Raw genomic sequence first — 19,312 nt, forward strand, 5'->3', positions numbered from 1 at the left:
TAACACTCTTAATAGATACAGACTCGCTTAGCGGCAGTCTCGCAAAAAAGATAAGGATATCTTATGCACCACGTTCAGCAGCTCATCAATGGCCAATTCACTAAATCAACGACTGATGAATGGCTTGATATCACTGACCCAGCCACACAAGAAGTCATTGCCAAAGTCCCACAAACTTCTGACGATGAAATCAATCAAGCAGTCGCTGCCGCCCAGACGGCTTTTCAAACATGGCGCAAGACCCCAATTACCACACGTGCGCGTATCTTTTTAAAATATCAACAATTGATCCGCGAGCATATGGATGAACTAGCAGAAACCTTGACGGCAGAGCAGGGCAAGACTATCGCTGACGCTCGCGGGGATGTGTTCCGTGGTTTAGAAGTCGTTGAGCATGCAGCAGGCATCGCTAACTTACAGATTGGTGACTTCGTTGAAAACGTCGCTTCAGGCGTTGATACTTATAGTATCTGGCAGCCACTAGGTGTGTGCGCAGGTATTACCCCGTTTAACTTCCCAGCGATGATTCCGCTATGGATGTTCCCAATGGCGATTGCTACTGGTAACACTTTTATCCTAAAGCCGTCCGAGCAAGACCCGATGGTGACTATGCGTTTGGTTGAGTTGGCAGTTGAAGCTGGCGTGCCTGAAGGCGTACTCAACGTGGTTCATGGCGGCAAAGCGACGGTTGATGCTATCTGTGATCATCCAGATATCAAAGCGGTTTCCTTTGTTGGTTCTACCGCTGTTGGTAAGCATGTCTACGAGCGCGCTAGTAAATCTGGCAAACGTGCCCAGTGCATGATGGGCGCTAAAAATCATGGCGTTATCTTGCCTGATGCCAATAAAGAACAAACGCTCAATCAGCTAGCGGGTGCTGCCTTTGGGGCAGCTGGTCAACGTTGTATGGCGCTGTCAGTCGTAGTGCTAGTCGGTGCAGCAGGTGAGTGGATTGATGATATCAAAGCCAAAGCAACAGGCTTAGTCGTCTCTGCTGGCAAAAACGACAAGGATTTGGGACCACTTATTTCTCCTGCCGCAAAAGCTCGCGTCGAACATTTGATTGATACTGGTGTAGAAGAAGGGGCGAGCTTGATTCTTGATGGTCGCGGTATCACCGTCGAAGGTTATGAGAAAGGTAATTTCGTAGGACCTACCATCTTTGATAATGTCACAAGCGATATGCAAATCTACAAAGAAGAAATTTTTGGCCCAGTCCTTTGCATTATGCGTGCAGCCAGTCTTGATGAGGCGATTGAGATGCTTAATGCCAATCCACATGGTAATGGCACAGCTATCTTTACTCAGTCGGGGGCAGCTGCACATAAATTCCAGCAAGATATTCAGGTCGGTCAAATTGGTATTAACTTGCCAATTCCTGTGCCATTACCGATGTTCTCATTCTCAGGCTCACGTGCTAGTAAGCTTGGCGATCTTGGTCCTTATGGTAAGCAAGCGGTGCAGTTCTATACTCAGACTAAGACGGTGACTGCACGCTGGTTTGACGATGAAGCAAGTCGCGGAGTCAATACCACTATCTCAATTTAATCGTTCATCCACTATATTTGCGATATAGCGTCAATCTTACTTAATATGTGCTTTACTAGTAGAGCAGAATTTTGTGAATGTCGTTATGTCGCTGCTATACTGTATAAACGATATTGAACTGATGACTTACTAAACTTTCTCCACCATATTTGCTTTGCAAGCACAAGGATGATTTCATGGATTTCTCATTAACGGAAGACCAAATTGCTTTTCGCCAAACCGCTCGGCAATTTGCCCAAAAAGAGCTAAAGCCGAACGCGGCTGAGTGGGATCGTACCTCACATTTTCCAGTTGATGTGATTAAGAAGTCAGGAGAGCTGGGCTTTTTGGGACTGTATACCAATCCAGACTATGATGGTCTAGGGCTACCGCGTTTGGATTCTGCCATGGTGTTTGAAGAGCTGGCATGGGGAGATACTTCAGTTGCCGCCTATATGAGTATTCATAATATGGCAGGTTGGATGATCGGTGAGTATGGTAGCGATGCACTATGTAAAAAGTATTTGCCAAAGATGGTCAGCGGTGAGTGGCTTGGCAGCTACTGCTTAACAGAACCCAATGCAGGCTCAGACGCAGCATCATTACGTACCAAAGCCGATAAGCAAGGCGACTATTATGTGCTCAATGGTGAAAAAACTTTTATCTCAGGCGCAGGCTCAACCGATGTGTTGGTCGTTATGGCACGGACAGGCGGTGCCGGACCAAAAGGGGTTTCGGCATTTGTCGTCGATGCTCATAGCGATGGCATTGAGTATGGCAAAAACGAGCATAAAATGGGCTGGAAAGCACAACCAACGCGTGCTATTAGCTTTAAAGATGTCAAAGTGCCAGCAGAAAACCTAATCGGTGAAGAAGGGCAGGGCTTTCGTATTGCGATGAAAGGCTTAGATGGTGGGCGTATCAATATTGGTATTTGTGCCGTCGGTACCGCGCAGTCAGCGCTAGAGACTGCGACCAATTATGTACAAGAGCGTAGTCAGTTTGGTAGCCCAATCGCAAGCTTACAGTCAGTACAATTTAAACTTGCTGATATGCTCACTCAAACGATTACTGCACGGCAAATGCTTTATCTAGCGGCTAATAAAGTCGACAATCAAGACAGCCAAGCCTCTACCTACTGTGCGATGGCAAAACGCCTCTCTACTGATCTTTGTTTTGAAGTTGCCAATCAAGCCTTACAGCTACATGGAGGTTATGGTTATCTCAATGAGTATCCGCTTGAGCGCCATGTACGGGACTTGCGTGTCCATCAAATATTAGAAGGCACCAATGAGATCATGCGGGTGATTGTCTCGCGTCAACTTATGCAGGATGAGGCGCTGAGCCAGTTGCGCTAATCTTGGCATTAGGTTTTTAGCAATTGTATAAAAATAAAGGACTATTTATGACGGATTATACCAATCTTAAGCTTTCAATCGACGGACACACCGCTACCGTCACCTTAAACAACCCACCTGCTCATACGTGGACAATGGACAGCTTACCTGCTCTTAAGCAGCTGGTTACTGATCTCAATGCTAATGACGATGTGTATGCCCTAATCATTCATGGTGATGGTGAAAAGTTCTTTTCAGCTGGTGCGGACTTAAATAATTTCTCAGACGGTGATAAAGGCCGAGCGATCAGCATGGCCATTGCCTTTGGTGAAGCGTTTGAAGCGTTATCAGCTTACCGCGGCGTTAGTATCGCTGTCATCAATGGCTATGCGATGGGTGGCGGACTTGAATGTGCGCTGGCCTGTGATATTCGTATCGCAGAAGAACATGCACAGATGGCCTTACCAGAGACCGGCGTGGGACTTCTACCTTGTGCTGGCGGTACGCAAAACCTCCCTTGGCTGGTGGGCGAGGGCTGGGCTAAGCGCATGATTTTGTGCGGTGAGCGTGTTGATGCCGATACAGCCTTACGTATTGGCTTGGTCGAAGAAGTCGTGGACAAAGGCACAGGACTACAAGCAGCACAAACGCTGGCACAAAAAGTCGCTAAACAATCACCTGTTGCCGTCAGTTATTCTAAAGAGCTTATTCAAGCAGCAAGAGACAACCCGCCTGCACAAAACCTCATCCATGAGCGCGAGGCTTTTGTAAAGCTATTCGATACCGAAGATCAGCGCGAGGGCGTGCAAGCGTTTTTAGACAAGCGCAAGCCTACTTGGCAAAATAAATAAATCCAATCAATCCACTTTTATTCTAATATTTTTGTTTTCAAACTTGATAGGTCGATTTTATGACAGTGACGGACAATATTAATAATCAAAAAGCCGTAGAGACAAGTGATCAAGACGCGCCCGTATTGTTTGAGACCGAGTCGACAGACTGTGGTCATCTAATTGGCATTATGACGCTTAACACACCAAAGTCTCTCAATGCACTTAGCGTTGAGATGTGTCAGTTACTCGCCCAGCAGCTAGAGCAATGGGAGCGTGACGATCAGGTGGTAGCGCTAGTCTTAAAAGGGGCAGGCGATAAGGCGTTTTGTGCTGGCGGTGATATTCGTAAGCTGTATGACAGTATGTCTACCAGCGCGCCATTACCCAACCCTTATGCAACTGAGTTTTTCAGCCATGAGTATCGCTTATATAGGCAGATGCACTTTTATTCTAAGCCATTAATACTCTGGGGTGACGGTATTATCATGGGCGGCGGTATGGGATTGATGGCTGGCTGTAGTCATCGATTGGTTACTGAGCGCACCCGATTTGCTATGCCAGAAGTGACTATTGGACTGTTCCCTGACGCTTCTGGCAGTTGGTTTTTGCAGCGTATGCCAGCTAAGACAGGGTTGTTTTTAGGGCTAACGGGTGCGATGTGTAATGGCAATGACGCGCTATTAGCCAATCTTGCAGAGTATGCCGTCGATAGTCAGGATTATGATGCCATCATCCAGCGTCTAAAACAGAGTAATTGGCAAGCATCAGCTGATAGCACAGATAAATGTCATCAGCACAGCGCTCACAGTATCGTTAGCCGTGCATTAGCTGCCCAGCCTGTCGCTGAATTGCCTGCTAGCAAATTAGCGACTTATTGGCAATCGATTGGACAGTTGATGAACAGCGGCGGACTAGGAGATATCGACGCGATCCTACAAAGCGATGAAGCATTGGCAAAACTAGATGAAGACTTTGCCAATGACAGCTGGACACAGCGTGCGGTGAGCACTTATCGACATGGCTGTCCTGTGACCATCGCTTTGACGTATGCGCTTTATCATAAAGTTGCTGACTTATCGATAGAGCAGGTTTTGTATCTAGAGACCAATGTAGCGGTACATTGCGCCGCCAATCCTGACTTCAAAGAAGGGGTACGGGCATTATTGATTGATAAAGACCGTACGCCTAACTGGTCACGCTCATTAGCGGACTGTCTCAGTACCGAAGGGCAAGAATACATACATCAGCATTTTACCAACCCTTATGCTAAAGATGAGCATCCTTTGGGCGATTGGTTGGGTGATAAAGCCTTAGCCAGCCAGCTTGTGCGTTAAAAGCTTATAGGCTCATTATAAGAATCAGGTATAAATTAAAAAACGTAAAACTATGTGTAGCAATGTCTGCATAAGCAATCATCAAGGAGCGATGAGATGGGTACAAAGGATACAGATTTAAGTAACACAGAATCAAATACTACTACGTCCGATAGTGAGGTTAAGCCAAATATCGCCTTTATTGGGCTTGGTAACATGGGCGCACCGATGGCAGAGAACTTGCTAAAAGCTGGTTATACGCTATCTGTCTATGACTTATCTGCGGACGCAACTCAGCGTTTGGAGCAAGCGGGTGCTAGCGTTGCAGATAGCCCTAAGAGTGCTGCGAGCAATGCACAAGTTGTCATCAGCATGCTGCCTGCTGGCAAGCACGTCCACTCTGTCTATTTAGGTGACAGCGGTGATAATGGTTTGTTGGCAGAGTTACCCAAAGGCACATTGGTTATCGATAGCAGTACCATCGCTGCCGCTGATGCAAGATTGGTGGCAGAGGCAGCAAGTAAGTTTGATATAGACTTCTTGGATGCTCCAGTCTCTGGCGGTACGGGCGGCGCCATCGCTGGTAGTTTGACTTTTATCGTCGGTGGCAGTGCTGAGGCGTTTGCTAAAGCTGAGCCGATACTTGCCGTCATGGGCAAAAACATCTTTCATGCAGGCGAGCATGGCGCTGGCCAAGTCGCTAAAATCTGTAACAATATGCTCTTAGGGATACTAATGGCAGGGACGGCAGAAGCGATAAATTTGGGAGTAAAAAACGGCTTAGACCCTAAAGTCTTATCAGATATAATGCTGCAAAGCTCAGGTCGCAACTGGACGCTGGAGGTTTATAACCCTTATCCAAAAGTGCTAGAAAATGTCCCTTCTAGCAATGGCTATAAAGGAGGGTTTATGAGTAAGCTTATGCAAAAAGATCTTAATCTTGCCATGCAAACCGCAAAAGACACTGATGTTGAGACGCCAATGGGCGCTAAGGCCACAGAGCTCTATGAAGCCCATGCACGCGATAATGGCGACAGGGATTTCTCTAGTATCATGGCCCATCATGATCATTCAGTATTGTCTTAAACCTATCTACTTGTCTTAAGACAGTACGTTGCTCGTTCATGCAGCATTACACAAAAAAGGTCTTCATTATAATAATAGTGAAGACCTTTTTTATGCAAGACACAAAAGCTAACTTTGTAATTCGTAAACCAGTGCTTGTATATCCTGCGCTGCTGTTTGTAAGCGTGGTACATGTTCGAGTAGATCATCTAAAGACACTCGCACAGTAGGTGCGTGCACATATAAAGATGCCAAATACCGCGATTTTTTATCTAAGATTGGTACTGATACCGCTACCATCTCTGAGATAAATTCTTCATTATCTACACCGACTCCCATCTTAGCAATATGATCAAGTTCAGTATTTAATGCATCAATATCTACAATAGTGTTCTTGGTAAATTTATTTAACGTCAGATTGCTTAGCATCTTGCGCCGACTCGAAGCTGAAAGCTGGCTCAAATAAAGTTTGCCAGTTGCTGTACACCACATAGGAGATTTGGATCCAACAGGCAAGTATATTTGTAGGGGCAATGAGGTTGTCACACGATTGGTATAGACCATGTTCATATGATAGGGAATACCGATACCACAGGTCTCTTGAATATCTTCGACCAGTTTTTGCAAAATAACTTCACGCTCATTAAAGAACTGACGCTGTTGCCACAATGCCACGCTCAAATTGCGCACCCGCTTACCAGGAATGATACCGCCACCAATATCAACAGCTACAAATCCTTCATCGACCAAATTTTGGATCAAACGATGAATCGTCGGTTTCGGTATATCAAGCTCTTGTGATAGCTCAAGTGGAGAGATGGGTTTAGGTGCATAGGATATCTTTTCTATAATCTCTAATACACGCGTAATTGAAGATACTTTAGGCATATAGGTAGCTTAATAATAGGTGATAGATAACATTATGTATCGTATGATTAGTCACGCTAACGATTTGGAGCGGCTATCATAAGACAAACGCTATGATTTATATTATAAAAGAAAATAAGTAATAAATGTCAGAGGTATCACAAACTTTTTTTGAGAGCAACTATTGATACATCAGCTGACAAATCACAACAAACAGAAGTAATAAACTATATAACCGTTATTGTGTTAATTTGTCAGGTAAGACATTATGTTTACATACTTTGCAGTACTGTTGCACAAGCTTTTAGTATTTAGAGTGTATGTATGCATGCTTTTATTTACTTTGAGAGAATCGTGTAACGGCAGGGCGATGTTTTACAGGTTCGTGTAGCAATTATTACAATTTCTATGCAATCTTTACATAATGGCAAATAAAATGCCTCTATTGAGGGGTGACTTTTGGAGCCAAAATTGTTTTAATCTGCTCAACAAAACGATTGTTTAAAATACAGAAGAAGTAATCGTTTTTTTGGGGCTAGTTATTTCATATCTTTAGGAGAACAACCATGAAAATTATTAAACTAACTGCAATTTCAGCCGCTGTCCTAGCGTCAACTGCTGCTTTAGCCGCTGAGCCTGTAATCGTTGTAGATGATACTCAAGCTGCAACTGCAGATGCTGTAGTATATGAAGCTGAGCCTGTAGCTGTTGCCTATGATGCAGAGCCAGTTGCTTATGAAGCTGAATCAGCTCCTGCCGCTTATAACAACGACGCTGGTATCATCCGTAACACTACTGGTGCTATCTTCGGTGGTACTAAGACTCTATTTAACACAGCTATCAACCCAGCTGCAGTTAGCGCAGAAGTCGGTACGCTAGGTTACGGTGCTAACGTAGCATGGAGCATGAACGACAAAACTGAATTACAAGCTGGTTGGGCAGGTGGTGACGTTGCTGACCTTTTTGGCGGTGACTTCGATGCAAAAGATATAAACTATGATGTGGATACTGATTTTAGCAACCCATACCTAGGCGTACAACTACGTCCTGCTAGCAATTGGCTTACTGTAGGTGCTGGTGTTATCGTACCTGACAACGACATCGATGTACGTGCTAATGCTGAAGGCGACGGCTATTACAGTATTGATGGACAAAAGTACTATGCTGGTCAAGCTAGTATAGACCAAAGCACTGCTGAAGACTTTGGTGGTGATAACGTTGGTAATTTAGAAGGTTCATTAGAGCATCGTAATAAACTAGCTCCTTATGCTACTATCGGCTTCCGTCCTAACATCAATAATAACTGGGGCGTATTCGGTGAGCTAGGCGCTGCTTATCTAGGTAAAGTAGATGCTGATGTTCGTTACACTGGCGAAGGTGGTAATGAAGTTGCTGCACAAGATGCTGCTCGTGAAGCAGAAGCAGAGCTAGAAGATAAGAACTGGTTAGAGTGGATGCCAATTGTTAAAGTTGGTGCAACTTACCGCTTCTAATCTGATGACAGTTTAAGTACTGTTGTTAGAAGAAAAGCAAGTATATAAAAAACGACCCTCTTTAGGGTCGTTTTTTTTCGTCTATAATAAAGTATCGATAGTGGTAGATATTAAATGTTTTGATAACTTATCAATGTTTAGAATCTTAAAATACTACGACTGTTTGATAAGAGGATAAAACGACGATTTGATAAGGAAGTGGCTGATGGTCAGTCAGAGTGACAAGCGACTTATCTTGTTCAAGGTTAGTGGCGATATCAGAGATAAGATGTTGGTAGTTTATCCCCAGCCCTTGCGCAAGTGTATGATGGTTAATCTTGATAAAGCTCTCTTTTACTTGCCAAAGTAGCCTGACAACAGTATCACGCTGATCTATTGGTAGTGCTTGTAATAGCGTGATTTCGTCAGGATGATAAAAACGCTGGGCTACGTGCCAAGCAACTTTATTGGTTTCTATGTCAATACCAACCGTACGTTGATGACTAATGACGACTGCAACCTTAGTAATAGGATGGTTATCATTTATGTTGCCATTACTTGAATGGCTAAAGCACACATAGTGTTTATTATTATTGAGACGATAGGGAAATTGAGATTCGTTTAAAGTATCATATATTTCTAATTTAATGAGAAGCTCTTGTAGTAATTGACGTACACCTAAGCGTTGCTGTCGACGTTGTCTTTGGGCGTTCTTTTGTACTGACGTACAAGAATTATGTGCATCGTATTGCCATTTGCGAGTAGAAAAGTTGGTAGGATGGGTGCGTAGAGTATTAGCTGTTAATAATACAGACAGTTTATCCCACAAGCGTAGGTCCATAGGTATGCTCACGTGAGCAGTTGCACACCACGTCGTAGGACTAAGCTGCGTATATTGAATGTCATAAAGATGCGGAATTTGCATAATTTATAGATCAAGCATTAGAGATGCAAAACGACGGATAAAATTGTAAAAGCCCAACAATAACATTCTTGTTGGGCTTTTGATATTAGAATATCTTTTAATAAAAATGTAATGAACGTCTCTACTAAAGACTAGTAAGAAAGCTCAGCGCGGCGGTTTTGTGCATAGGCTTGTTCAGTCGTGCCAGCGACAGCAGGGCGCTCTTCGCCATAACTTATGACCCGTATGTTGTTGATGTTGACACCTTGAGCAGCAAGATAGTTACGTGCTGCTTGTGCACGGCGCTCACCGAGAGCCATATTGTACTCGCGGCTACCACGCTCGTCAGTGTGGCCTGCAATCACAACCCCAGCGGCAGGGTTTGAGTTGAGCAAACTTGCGTGCTGATTTAGTACACTGGCTGCTTGTGGAGTGATTTCGCTACTATCAAAAGCGAAGTAAACCACGGCTTGTAAATTGTCAGCGTCAGTCACGATAGCACTTGAATTGTCTACGACTACAGCGCCCGTATAACCAGCTTGCCCACCTGGGATACCTAGAGGCGCCACAACGACTTCTGAAGTAGCGCGCTTGGTGGCACAACCAGTTGTTAGGGCAACCGCACCTGACAACAGAGCAAGTGTAGCGATTTTTGCAAAACGACTATTAGATACTGAGTGAGAGTAAACTGACATAATGAGCTCCTAAAATTTTAATAGAATTGTTTTTTTTGGAATACTTGCAATAAAACTCAGGCATAAATGCCCACAGTAAAATCAATGTTACGTTATGTAAATAACATTACCACAAATCATGTCAAAATTTGTCAACTATTACAATATGCTTTTAGCAACTTTTAGTGAGAATCCGTAATTTGATCACCTACGCTGCTACAAAATACTCACCAACGATGCTTATCCCAATTTTCAGGATTGGCCCAATAGTCGGCATTTAGCCAATTTGGTAGCCTTTTATAATCATATAAATTAAATTGCCATAGTGTTAACGATGCTGGCAAGTTTGAAGATGAGCTAGGCTGACGAGTGTCACCCAAAAGATTAAGCGGCGTAAAACCATAAGCTCGTAGATCTAAAGTACTATCAAGGACGATAAGTAGGTGAGCAGCATAAAGGTCGCGGTAGCGCATGAGTAAAGGAATAGAGGCATGTAATATATCTGATGATAGATTAGGTAGCCAAAAGCAGGCAAGCTGATAGCGCTGTAATTGCTGCTTCGTATTTAGCTCTGATAATGTAGATAAATGGACTAAAATGTCCGTCTCATCGTTGTTCAGATTTAACTGTGACTCTAATTCAGTCATCATTTTTTGATCTTTAGCTATCCATAATAACTTAAATAACTTAAAAGTTTCTTGCCTGTTTTCGTCACCTGTTTCATCACTTGAGTATTCAAGAGTAGGTAACAGTGCCTCGATATATTCCCTCAGTATTGTGAGAGCCGTCATACCAAGGTCAGTTGCGTTTGCCGAGAGGTCAGTCATAGAGTATTGTCAGCTGATAAATAGATGGGTTTTATTTTATTATAAAGGATAAATATAGAGTTTGGCGACCGATCTTAAAACAGGTTTGCGCTTGAAATCTCGTAGATTAGGCCAATTTAGCAGTATAATTAAGTACTATATAATACTTTGTATATGTAGAGCATAGCTCAATCTGTAGTTTTGCTCGATAGCTATGCTTATTATAATGACAACCATCGCTTAAAATGTATCTATCCCGAATAATAGGAACCTTTATGTCTGTCTCTGAAACCGATGCTCAAATCATTAATCCTGATATGCCTGACGTGCCCCCGCATGCCCCCAGAAAAATCCACCTGACAGACTATCAGTTGCCAAGTTTTGATGTAGATACTGTTGATTTAGATATAAAGATATTTGATGATCATGCAACGGTTGATAGTAAGCTAGTCATGAATCGTCAAGCGACAGGTGATTTGGTGCTGTACGGTGAAGACGTTGAGCTTGTTACTATTGAGATGGATGGTGAGCCTTTAAGCTCCGAGCAATATAACCAAGCAGATGGCAAACTTACGATTAGCGATGCGCCTGATAACTTAACATTAGAGTTGCAGGTTCGTATTCATCCGCAAACCAATACGGCACTCGAAGGTTTGTATATGGCAGGCACTGGCAGTGATACCATGTTCGTCACTCAGTGTGAGCCAGAAGGCTTTCGCAAGATTACTTTTTATCCAGATCGTCCCGATGTGTTGGCGATATTTACCACGCGCGTTGAAGCGGATAAACGCTATCCAACACTGCTTGCCAATGGTAATTTGGTCGAGCAAGGGGAGGTTGCAGATGCGCCAGACCGTCATTATGCCATTTGGCACGATCCGACCAACAAGCCAAGCTATCTGTTTGCCTGCGTCGCTGCTGATTTAGATGTGCTTACCGATCATTATACGACCAGTGAAGGTCGCAAAGTCCTGCTTGAGTTGTACGCTAAAGCTAACGATATTGATAAATGTCATGTCGGTATGCAAGCATTGAAAGATGCAATGGAGTGGGATGAGATCAATTACGGCCGTGCGTATGATTTGGATCGCTATATGATAGTCGCAGTCAGTCAATTTAATATGGGTGCGATGGAAAATAAAGGCTTAAACATATTTAATACCGCCTGTGTATTGTCTAGCCCTGAGACCACGACCGACGCGCGTAGCTTCAATGTCAAAGCCGTCATTGCTCATGAATATTTCCATAACTGGACAGGCAACCGTATTACCTGTCGTGACTGGTTTCAATTGTGTCTAAAAGAAGGCTTTACCGTCTACCGTGATCAATCGTTTTCGGCAGATCAGCAATCAAGTGCGGTGCAACGTATCGATGACGTAGCGACATTGCGAGCGCATCAGTTTACTGAAGATGCAGGACCACTGGCGCATCCAGTACGTCCTGAAAGCTTTGTTGAGATTAACAACTTTTATACCACGACTGTCTATGAAAAAGGCGCTGAAATCGTGCGTATGCTGGCCAATACATTGGGGACAGATAATTTCCGTAAAGGCACTGATGAATATTTTCGTCGTTACGATGGTCAAGCCGTCACGGTTGAGGACTTTTTGTCAGCCCTAAGCATTACTGACGATAAAATTGAGGACTTCATCGATTGGTACCGTCAGCCAGGTACGCCTATGCTATCTGGTCATCAAGACTATGATAGCGAGACGCAAACGCTGACCATTACTTTAAGTCAGCAAACGCGCCACGTTAGCGGATTTGAGGCACCTAAGCCTTTACCTATTCCAGTCGCGACAGCGTTATTCGATAAAGCGTCTGGTGATATAGTTGGCAAGCGTATGTTGCTTTTAGAGCAAGCAACGCAGACCTTTAGCTTTGATAATATTACTAGCGAGCCTGTGGTGTCATTACTCCGTGATTTTAGTGCACCAGTACAGCTTAACTATGATTACCAAGATGAAGACCTGGCATTTTTGCTCAAGCATGAGACCAATGGTTTTAACCGCTGGCAAGTGACGCAAATGCTGGTAAATCGTATTTTATTGCAAGGTCAGGGCACTAAAAGCAGTCCTGAGATATATCTGCAGGCATTGGCGCAGACACTACCTACGTTAGCTACTGATGATGCCATGTTGGCTGCGCGCTTGCTTGATATTCCATCAGCACAAGAGCTGGCCTCTGCCATTCACAAAAACTATGACCCAGTATTGATTAAAGAGCAGCGTGAAGGCTTGTATCGCCAAGTGGCGGAGTCGCTAGCGGAGCAGTGGACAGCGCTATATAAGCAACTGCCGTTACAGTCTTATGAGGATAGCTCTGAGGCTCGCGGCAACCGTGCACTACGTAACGTAGTATTAGATATGGCGTTGACTGCCAAAGTCGCAGGCGCAGCTGAATGGGCGCAGCAGCAGTATGATAATGCTAGCTGTATGACCGAACGCTTTGGCGCTTTAAAGGCGATGGTTAATCATCAGGTCGCAAATGCTGATAAGTATTTGGCAGATTTTTATCATCGCTTTCAAGCAGACGACTTAGTGATTGACTTGTGGTTCAGTGTGCAAGCTGCTGCTGACAATGTGAATACGGATAAGATTAAAGAGCTAATGAATCATGCAGATTTCGATTGGAATACGCCCAATCGTGTACGCTCAGTCATTAGTGCTTTTACTTCGCAGCCGACGATACTTTGGACGCCAGACGGATTAGATATCTATACCGATGTTATTCAAAGGTTGGATGACGCCAATCCTGTCTTGGCCTCGCGCTTGTTACAAGTGCTCGCACGCTGGTATACTTTGATTGAGCCGCGTCGCCAGATGGCGCATGAGCAGCTTATCAGCTTGCAGAAAAAAGCTTCTTCTAAACATGTAATTGAGAGCTTAGATAGTGTATTGAGTGCAAAAGCGGATTAAGAATTTACTTCAACAATTAAAATAAAAGGCTAAGCTAGAATATTAGTTTAGCCTTTTGGCATTATGTAGCATCCATTGTGTTCCCTTTTTATATAAAGCTCATTTATTGCATAGTAAGAAAAAGCCTCTAACTCCAATTTGGTTAGACAATAAAAATCCCACCTACGAATAGATGGGACTTTTCTTTTTTAATGAGCATTTAGGCAATCAATGGAAGACAATTAGCGATTAGGTAAAATATCTTTAACCGTATCACGTAAGTTATGTATGGCAGTGACTGTGCTGTCCCAATCAAGACACCCATCAGTGATTGATTTACCATACTCAAGCTGACTTAAGTCCTCTGTCAGTTTTTGATTGCCGCCTTTTAGATGGCTTTCAATCATCATACCAATGATAGACTTGTTGCCTTTTTGAATTTGCTCAGCGACGTTTTGGATCACCATCGGTTGCAAATAAGGATCTTTACCTGAATTTGCATGGCTTGAGTCAATCATAATCTTGCTGTTGGTCTTACCTTTAGCAAGCTCGTTTTCAGCTTGAGCTACAGCAGTTTCATCATAGTTAGGTTTGCCATTACCGCCGCGCAGTACCACGTGTGCGTAAGCGTTGCCTTTCGACTTGATGATAGAGACTTGTCCATCTGCTGACAAGCCTAGGAAGCTATGACCTTCTTTTACTGCTTGCATCGCATTGACAGCGACAGTCATACCACCGTCAGTGCCGTTTTTGAAGCCTACTGGACATGATAAGCCTGAGCTCATTTCACGGTGTGTCTGGCTCTCAGTGGTACGCGCCCCAATCGCTGACCAGCTGATTAAGTCTTGCATGTATTGCGGCGTATTTGGATCCAAAGCTTCAGTGGCACAAGGCAAACCCTTCTCATTTAAATCAAGAAGTAGCTTACGAGCGGTGCGTAGACCTTTTTCGATATCAAAGCTGTCATTCATATCAGGATCGTTAATCATACCTTTCCAGCCAACAGTGGTACGCGGCTTTTCAAAATAGACACGCATAACGACAAATATAGTATCTTCGACTTCTTTAGCCAATACGGCTAAGCGATCAGCATATTCGTGAGCTGCCTTGATATCGTGGATAGAGCAAGGGCCGATGACTATAAACAGGCGCTTGTCTTTACCATCCAGAATATCTTGAATAGTATGACGACCTTTTAGGACGGTTTTATACGCTTCGTTCGAGAGGGGTAGCTCAGCTTTTAACTCAGCGGGAGTAATTAAAGGGATGAATTGTTCAATATTCACGTCATCAATATCTGCGTTGTGGGTAGCTGTTGTTGTCATGATTTTACTTCATCTAGCTAATATATAGGGATATTCATTATGCGGTCTAAATAGCAGGTTGGCAAGGGCAGTCGATGAGTTAATTGACTGATAACTGGAATGTTAAAACCAAAATTTTGTTATACTTGCCTATTACTGGAATACATAGGGTCGGTTTTTGTTCTACATAACTTATCTAGTGTCTATATTTATATGCATAATCGTGCTTACTATATTTAATAAAAGAACTAAAAATAATAGGTTAAGGCCAATAGTTTTATACTTTACTGCTTAGACAAGACTTGGCTATTTCGTTTGTACTAGCTATTTTAAATGTTTGATCTAAGGCGCTTTCCTATCCCATTCTTACGACATAAGCTTTAATATTTCTTAAAATTGTTCATTATTTATTGTTACGTTGTTCAGATTGAGAGTTTGTCATGACTGATTCTGCCACACCCTTTCAAGCTACACAGGTGTCTGCCGACCCGCTTGGTAAGATAAAAGATAAACAGCATTTGTCGCATAAGCCATTGGTGATTGGTATTGTAGCAGGTGAGGTATCTGGCGATAGCTTGGGTGCAGACTTTATGCAGCAAATGAATAATCTACGTGATGATATCGTATGGGTCGGGGTTGGCGGCGCAAAAATGCAAGCGCAAGGATTACATAGTATTTTTCCACTAGCGCGTCTAGCAGTAATGGGATTGGTAGAGGTTTTATCGCAGCTATCTGACTTGCTTAAAGCGCGCCGTGAGCTACTAGCAGCCTTTCAAACTGCTCATATAGATTGGTTTGTCGGTATTGATGCGCCTGATTTTAATTTAAGGGTTGCAAAGAAGCTCAAACCAAAGGGGGTGTTCTGTGTGCAGTATGTCAGCCCATCAATTTGGGCATGGCGCGAATCGCGTATACATGGTATCAAGGCGGCGACCGACTTGGTGTTGTGCTTGTTTCCATTTGAGCTGACAGTATATGAGCGTCATAACCATCCGGCGATATGTGTCGGTCATCCGCTATTACGAACTCTCAATCAAGACTTAGTAGATACCCCAACCAATCAGCTACGTAGTGAGCTGGTTTGGCAAAATGATGGTTTACAGCAGTTTTTCGTTGAACGTTTTGATGATGTGAGTCAGCTGATTTGTGTAATGCCAGGGTCAAGGCGTGGCGAGATAACAGCGATTTTGCCATTGATGTTAGATGGTATTCAAAAACTATTGTTAGTCGATCCTAAGTTATGTTTCATCATACCGACTGTTGATCAAAACCATCAATATATCGTGCAAGACGTGATTGATCGGCGCTCAGAGCAGTTGCGTGCAGCCATCGTTGTAGTCTATGACCAAAGTCAGCCAGCCTTTAGCCAACAAGCCATGGCAGCTTCTGATATTATTATGCTAGCGTCAGGTACAGCGACACTTGAAGCCATGCTTCTTGAGCGTCCAATGGTCGTTATTTATCAATTAAATCAGCTGACTTATCAAATTGCGAAGCGTTTGGTAAAAGTGCCTTATGTCGCATTGCCCAATATATTGGCGGCAAAAGCTATCGTGCCTGAGCTGATACAAGAGCAAGCAAATGGAGAGAATATTTGCCGGACAGTCACAAAACTATTGCAGCCTCGTGCCTATGCCGAGCAGCTCCAAGCTTTGGTTGATACTAAGCGAACATTACAGCAGCAAAGCAATCATGAACCGGCCAATAGTGTCATTATGCAATGGTTTGCTCAAGATAGCCAAAAGCCGTCATAAAATCACTATCAGTTAAATATCAATAAAAAGTCATACAAGAAGTAGGCTATTCATGAGTCACAAAACCATTTTAGATAATCATATTATCCCTATTAAAAGTGATATTGGGCTTATAGATATTAAAGGGCAGTTTATAGACTTAGCGGCCCTAATTCGTTTGCACGGTCAATTAAAGCTTACTGACGATTTATGTCAGATGATCGTAAATAGAGGTCATGAAACAGAGATAACCTCGCTACAGATTGGTATTGATGAGGCAGGACGTGGACCTTTGCTTGGTAGTGTGAACGTTGCTGGCGCAATTTTGCCGCGCATATGGTCAGATCTTATAGAAAATCAGCCACTGCTAAATACGCCTTTATCGATATTGACGGACTCCAAAAAGTTGAGCGAAAAAAAGCGCGATAAGCTCTATCCGCTGGTGCAGCAACATGCTTTGGGTTATGTTATCGCGGAAATTCCAGCAGCGGTTATCGATCAGATCAATATACTACAAGCGACTATGCTCGGTATGCGCTTATGCACAGAAGCACTACTAACGGCAGTGGCAACGCATTGTGCAGATATTATGAATAGTGCATCTTGTAAGCTGCAAGCTCAAGTATTATTCGATGGAAATCGCTGTCCAGATCTGGATTATCTGACACTTGCAACGCTTGGTATATCTGAGTCCAATATTGATTGCCAAGCTTGGGTAAAAGGAGATGCAAGGCACACTAGTATTGCAGCTGCCAGTATCTTAGCAAAAGTCAGTCGCGATCAAACTATGTACCAGTTAGATTCATTGTATCCGCAATACGGTATTGCCAAGCATAAAGGTTATCCTACTCGTGCTCATATGGAAGCTGTGACACTTTATGGTCCGCTACCCGAGCATCGTCGTAGCTTTGGGCCGATAAGAAAAGCATTGAATAATGAAGGATAGAGTAGCCGTAAAAGCGCTATTTACTTCATTATTTCCTGTGTTTCTTCATTAAGTTGTATAGAGGAAAATAGCCTAAGCAAAACTACATAATATTTTCAAAACACCACTCAAGGCCGCCCTCCAAATCGTCTTTCCAATAAATTATAAAATCCACGTTCTATCAAACCGTCTACTACAGACGGTTTTTTTATGGTCATAAACGGTTCTATTTATCCTCAATTGGCATACTTATTGCTCATTCTGATTATGGTCACCCAATATGCTCATTTTACGAAATAGGATAAACGATGAATTTTATTACCTCAAAGAAAAGTCTTGTCATGGCTCTCTCGTCAGCACTTCTTCTAACTGCTTGTGGTGGCGGTGGTAGTGATAGCGGAAGCAGTAGCAGTAGTAACACGAGCAATGACAAGGGTTCAAGTAGTAGCCCAGATACCTCTAACTCACCTGAAACAGTAAACCCAACAGTATCTAACGACACGTCCACCACCTCAAAGCCTACTACCTCTACTGAATCATCAGAATCTACTACTTCTCCAGAATCCTCAGACGCTGACACTACACCGACAGTATCAAAGACTGAAGTCGATATGATAAACGTTGAGAGTAAGAGTCATAAAGGGGCTGCGCAAGTAGGGTCAAGCCTACTAAGCTCGCAAAGACAGGCTTGTGCGCTTGGCGGAATGGCAGATAATGACGAGCTCAACAAAATAGCCACGCAACATGCGCAGTATATCCAGCATGTGTTTTCAAATAGTAGACCGACAATTTTTAATGCTCATGGTGAAGAAGAGATTTCAGATATAAGGAATTGGACAGGAAAGAATAACCCGTTCTTTACAGGTGTTAGCTTTAAAGATCGACTGCTTAAAGCTGGGTATTCAAATCTGGCTCATGGAGTCGTGGAAAATATTTCGAGAGTTACTTACTACAGCTCAGCTGGTAAAGTTGCATCACCAGATTATGCGGCCCATTCGATGACAAAATCTCTATTAGCAGCGCCTTATCATATGCGTTTATTAGTAACACCTAACCTCAGCCAAACAGGCTCAGGCATGATAGCTTATAAACCTTACGGTAAAGCTGCTGACAAAAGCCAAAGTTATGTCTTTGTCAACGCCTCATCAGCTGATCAAAAAACAGAAAATCGTACGGTTAATGGTCTATTTACTTATCCATGTACTGATGTAGTAGATACCAATACAGCGCTCTACAATGAATTTCCAAGCCCAGTGGCGGGGACAGGCCGTGACCTAGGTACTGACCCTATTGGACAGCCTATCTATATTAATATGCCATCCGCCAAAAGCATTAAAATTAGCAATATCAAGTTTCGTGATGTCAAGCGTAATATAGATGTGCCAGTTGATTTATTAGACTATAGCAACGACCCTCATAAGAGAACCGCTTATGAATTGCCACAAAATGAAGCCTTTATCTTACCACTCACTGATAGTTTACAAAGCTGTGAAACGGGTCGTAGAAAAGGGAAGAACTGCGGGCTTTATGGCAATAGTGAATATCAAGTTAGCTTTGATGTCTTGGTAGACAATAAGACGCAAGAGTCTAAGCAAATTACTTTTACAACGGGGGAAGTCAACTACTAGTTGAATGACTTTGTAAATATTATATAG

15 protein-coding genes are annotated in these 19,312 nt (G+C 43.2%); 10 read left to right on the top strand and 5 right to left on the bottom strand.

The annotated features are described in order from the left end of the window. The first annotated feature begins 63 nt into the window (after positions 1 to 63). From BTV98_RS05290 to mmsB, 5 genes are all read left to right on the top strand, one after another. The gene (locus BTV98_RS05290; protein WP_058368952.1) at positions 64 to 1,548 is read left to right on the top strand and encodes a CoA-acylating methylmalonate-semialdehyde dehydrogenase; all 1,485 of its coding nucleotides are present in this window, start codon (positions 64 to 66) and stop codon (positions 1,546 to 1,548) included. A 176-nt stretch (positions 1,549 to 1,724) separates the two neighbouring features. Beyond that, a complete protein-coding gene (locus BTV98_RS05295) occupies positions 1,725 to 2,885 on the top strand; it encodes an acyl-CoA dehydrogenase family protein (protein WP_058368951.1) in 1,161 nt (386 codons plus the stop codon). Between the two features lie 47 nt (positions 2,886 to 2,932). Beyond that, entirely contained in the window at positions 2,933 to 3,715 is a 783-nt protein-coding gene (locus BTV98_RS05300) for an enoyl-CoA hydratase (protein ID WP_058368950.1), read from the top strand. Positions 3,716 to 3,774: 59 nt separating this feature from the next. Beyond that, on the top strand, positions 3,775 to 5,031 hold the full coding sequence (locus tag BTV98_RS05305; protein ID WP_075103083.1) for an enoyl-CoA hydratase/isomerase family protein: 1,257 nt from the start codon (positions 3,775 to 3,777) through the stop codon (positions 5,029 to 5,031). A 96-nt stretch (positions 5,032 to 5,127) separates the two neighbouring features. Next, positions 5,128 to 6,096: a 3-hydroxyisobutyrate dehydrogenase gene (gene mmsB, locus BTV98_RS05310; RefSeq protein ID WP_075103084.1), complete on the top strand. Its 969-nt coding sequence runs from the start codon at positions 5,128 to 5,130 to the stop codon at positions 6,094 to 6,096. A 108-nt stretch (positions 6,097 to 6,204) separates the two neighbouring features. Here mmsB and BTV98_RS05315 read toward each other — a convergent pair whose 3' ends face one another. Continuing rightward, positions 6,205 to 6,963, bottom strand: a complete 759-nt coding sequence (locus tag BTV98_RS05315) for an IclR family transcriptional regulator (RefSeq protein ID WP_075103085.1) — start codon at positions 6,961 to 6,963, stop codon at positions 6,205 to 6,207. 545 nt (positions 6,964 to 7,508) lie between these two features. Between BTV98_RS05315 and BTV98_RS05320 the strand changes: the two genes are divergently transcribed. Continuing rightward, the gene (locus BTV98_RS05320; protein ID WP_075103086.1) at positions 7,509 to 8,435 is read left to right on the top strand and encodes a hypothetical protein; all 927 of its coding nucleotides are present in this window, start codon (positions 7,509 to 7,511) and stop codon (positions 8,433 to 8,435) included. A gap of 145 nt (positions 8,436 to 8,580) precedes the next feature. Here the strand turns inward: BTV98_RS05320 and BTV98_RS05325 are convergent, their stop codons facing one another. The 3 genes from BTV98_RS05325 to BTV98_RS05335 all read right to left on the bottom strand — a co-directional run bounded on the left by BTV98_RS05325 (position 8,581) and on the right by BTV98_RS05335 (position 10,819). Beyond that, on the bottom strand, positions 8,581 to 9,339 hold the full coding sequence (locus tag BTV98_RS05325) for a 4'-phosphopantetheinyl transferase superfamily protein (protein ID WP_075103087.1): 759 nt from the start codon (positions 9,337 to 9,339) through the stop codon (positions 8,581 to 8,583). 131 nt (positions 9,340 to 9,470) lie between these two features. Next, positions 9,471 to 10,013, bottom strand: a complete 543-nt coding sequence (gene pal / locus BTV98_RS05330) for a peptidoglycan-associated lipoprotein Pal (protein ID WP_075103088.1) — start codon at positions 10,011 to 10,013, stop codon at positions 9,471 to 9,473. 206 nt (positions 10,014 to 10,219) lie between these two features. Continuing rightward, the gene (locus BTV98_RS05335) at positions 10,220 to 10,819 is read right to left on the bottom strand and encodes a DUF6231 family protein (RefSeq protein WP_143505654.1); all 600 of its coding nucleotides are present in this window, start codon (positions 10,817 to 10,819) and stop codon (positions 10,220 to 10,222) included. A 296-nt stretch (positions 10,820 to 11,115) separates the two neighbouring features. Here BTV98_RS05335 and pepN point away from each other — a divergent pair, with 296 nt between their 5' ends. After that, a complete protein-coding gene (gene pepN / locus BTV98_RS05340) occupies positions 11,116 to 13,716 on the top strand; it encodes an aminopeptidase N (RefSeq protein ID WP_075103243.1) in 2,601 nt (866 codons plus the stop codon). Between the two features lie 221 nt (positions 13,717 to 13,937). On the opposite strand, the gene BTV98_RS05345 is transcribed toward pepN, so the two are convergent. Then, positions 13,938 to 15,020, bottom strand: coding sequence for a 3-deoxy-7-phosphoheptulonate synthase (locus tag BTV98_RS05345; RefSeq protein WP_058368938.1), 1,083 nt, complete (start codon positions 15,018 to 15,020; stop codon positions 13,938 to 13,940). 419 nt (positions 15,021 to 15,439) lie between these two features. Between BTV98_RS05345 and lpxB the strand changes: the two genes are divergently transcribed. The 3 genes from lpxB to BTV98_RS05360 all read left to right on the top strand — a co-directional run bounded on the left by lpxB (position 15,440) and on the right by BTV98_RS05360 (position 19,285). Then, a complete protein-coding gene (gene lpxB, locus BTV98_RS05350) occupies positions 15,440 to 16,753 on the top strand; it encodes a lipid-A-disaccharide synthase (protein WP_082638024.1) in 1,314 nt (437 codons plus the stop codon). 52 nt (positions 16,754 to 16,805) lie between these two features. After that, complete coding sequence (locus BTV98_RS05355; RefSeq protein WP_083606112.1) at positions 16,806 to 17,678, top strand: ribonuclease HII; 873 nt, start codon at positions 16,806 to 16,808, stop codon at positions 17,676 to 17,678. Positions 17,679 to 17,965: 287 nt separating this feature from the next. Beyond that, positions 17,966 to 19,285: a hypothetical protein gene (locus BTV98_RS05360; protein WP_058368937.1), complete on the top strand. Its 1,320-nt coding sequence runs from the start codon at positions 17,966 to 17,968 to the stop codon at positions 19,283 to 19,285. Positions 19,286 to 19,312: the final 27 nt, after the last annotated feature.

Origin of the sequence: Psychrobacter sp. Cmf 22.2, from assembly GCF_001921745.1 — a bacterium.
Lineage (GTDB): Bacteria > Pseudomonadota > Gammaproteobacteria > Pseudomonadales > Moraxellaceae > Psychrobacter.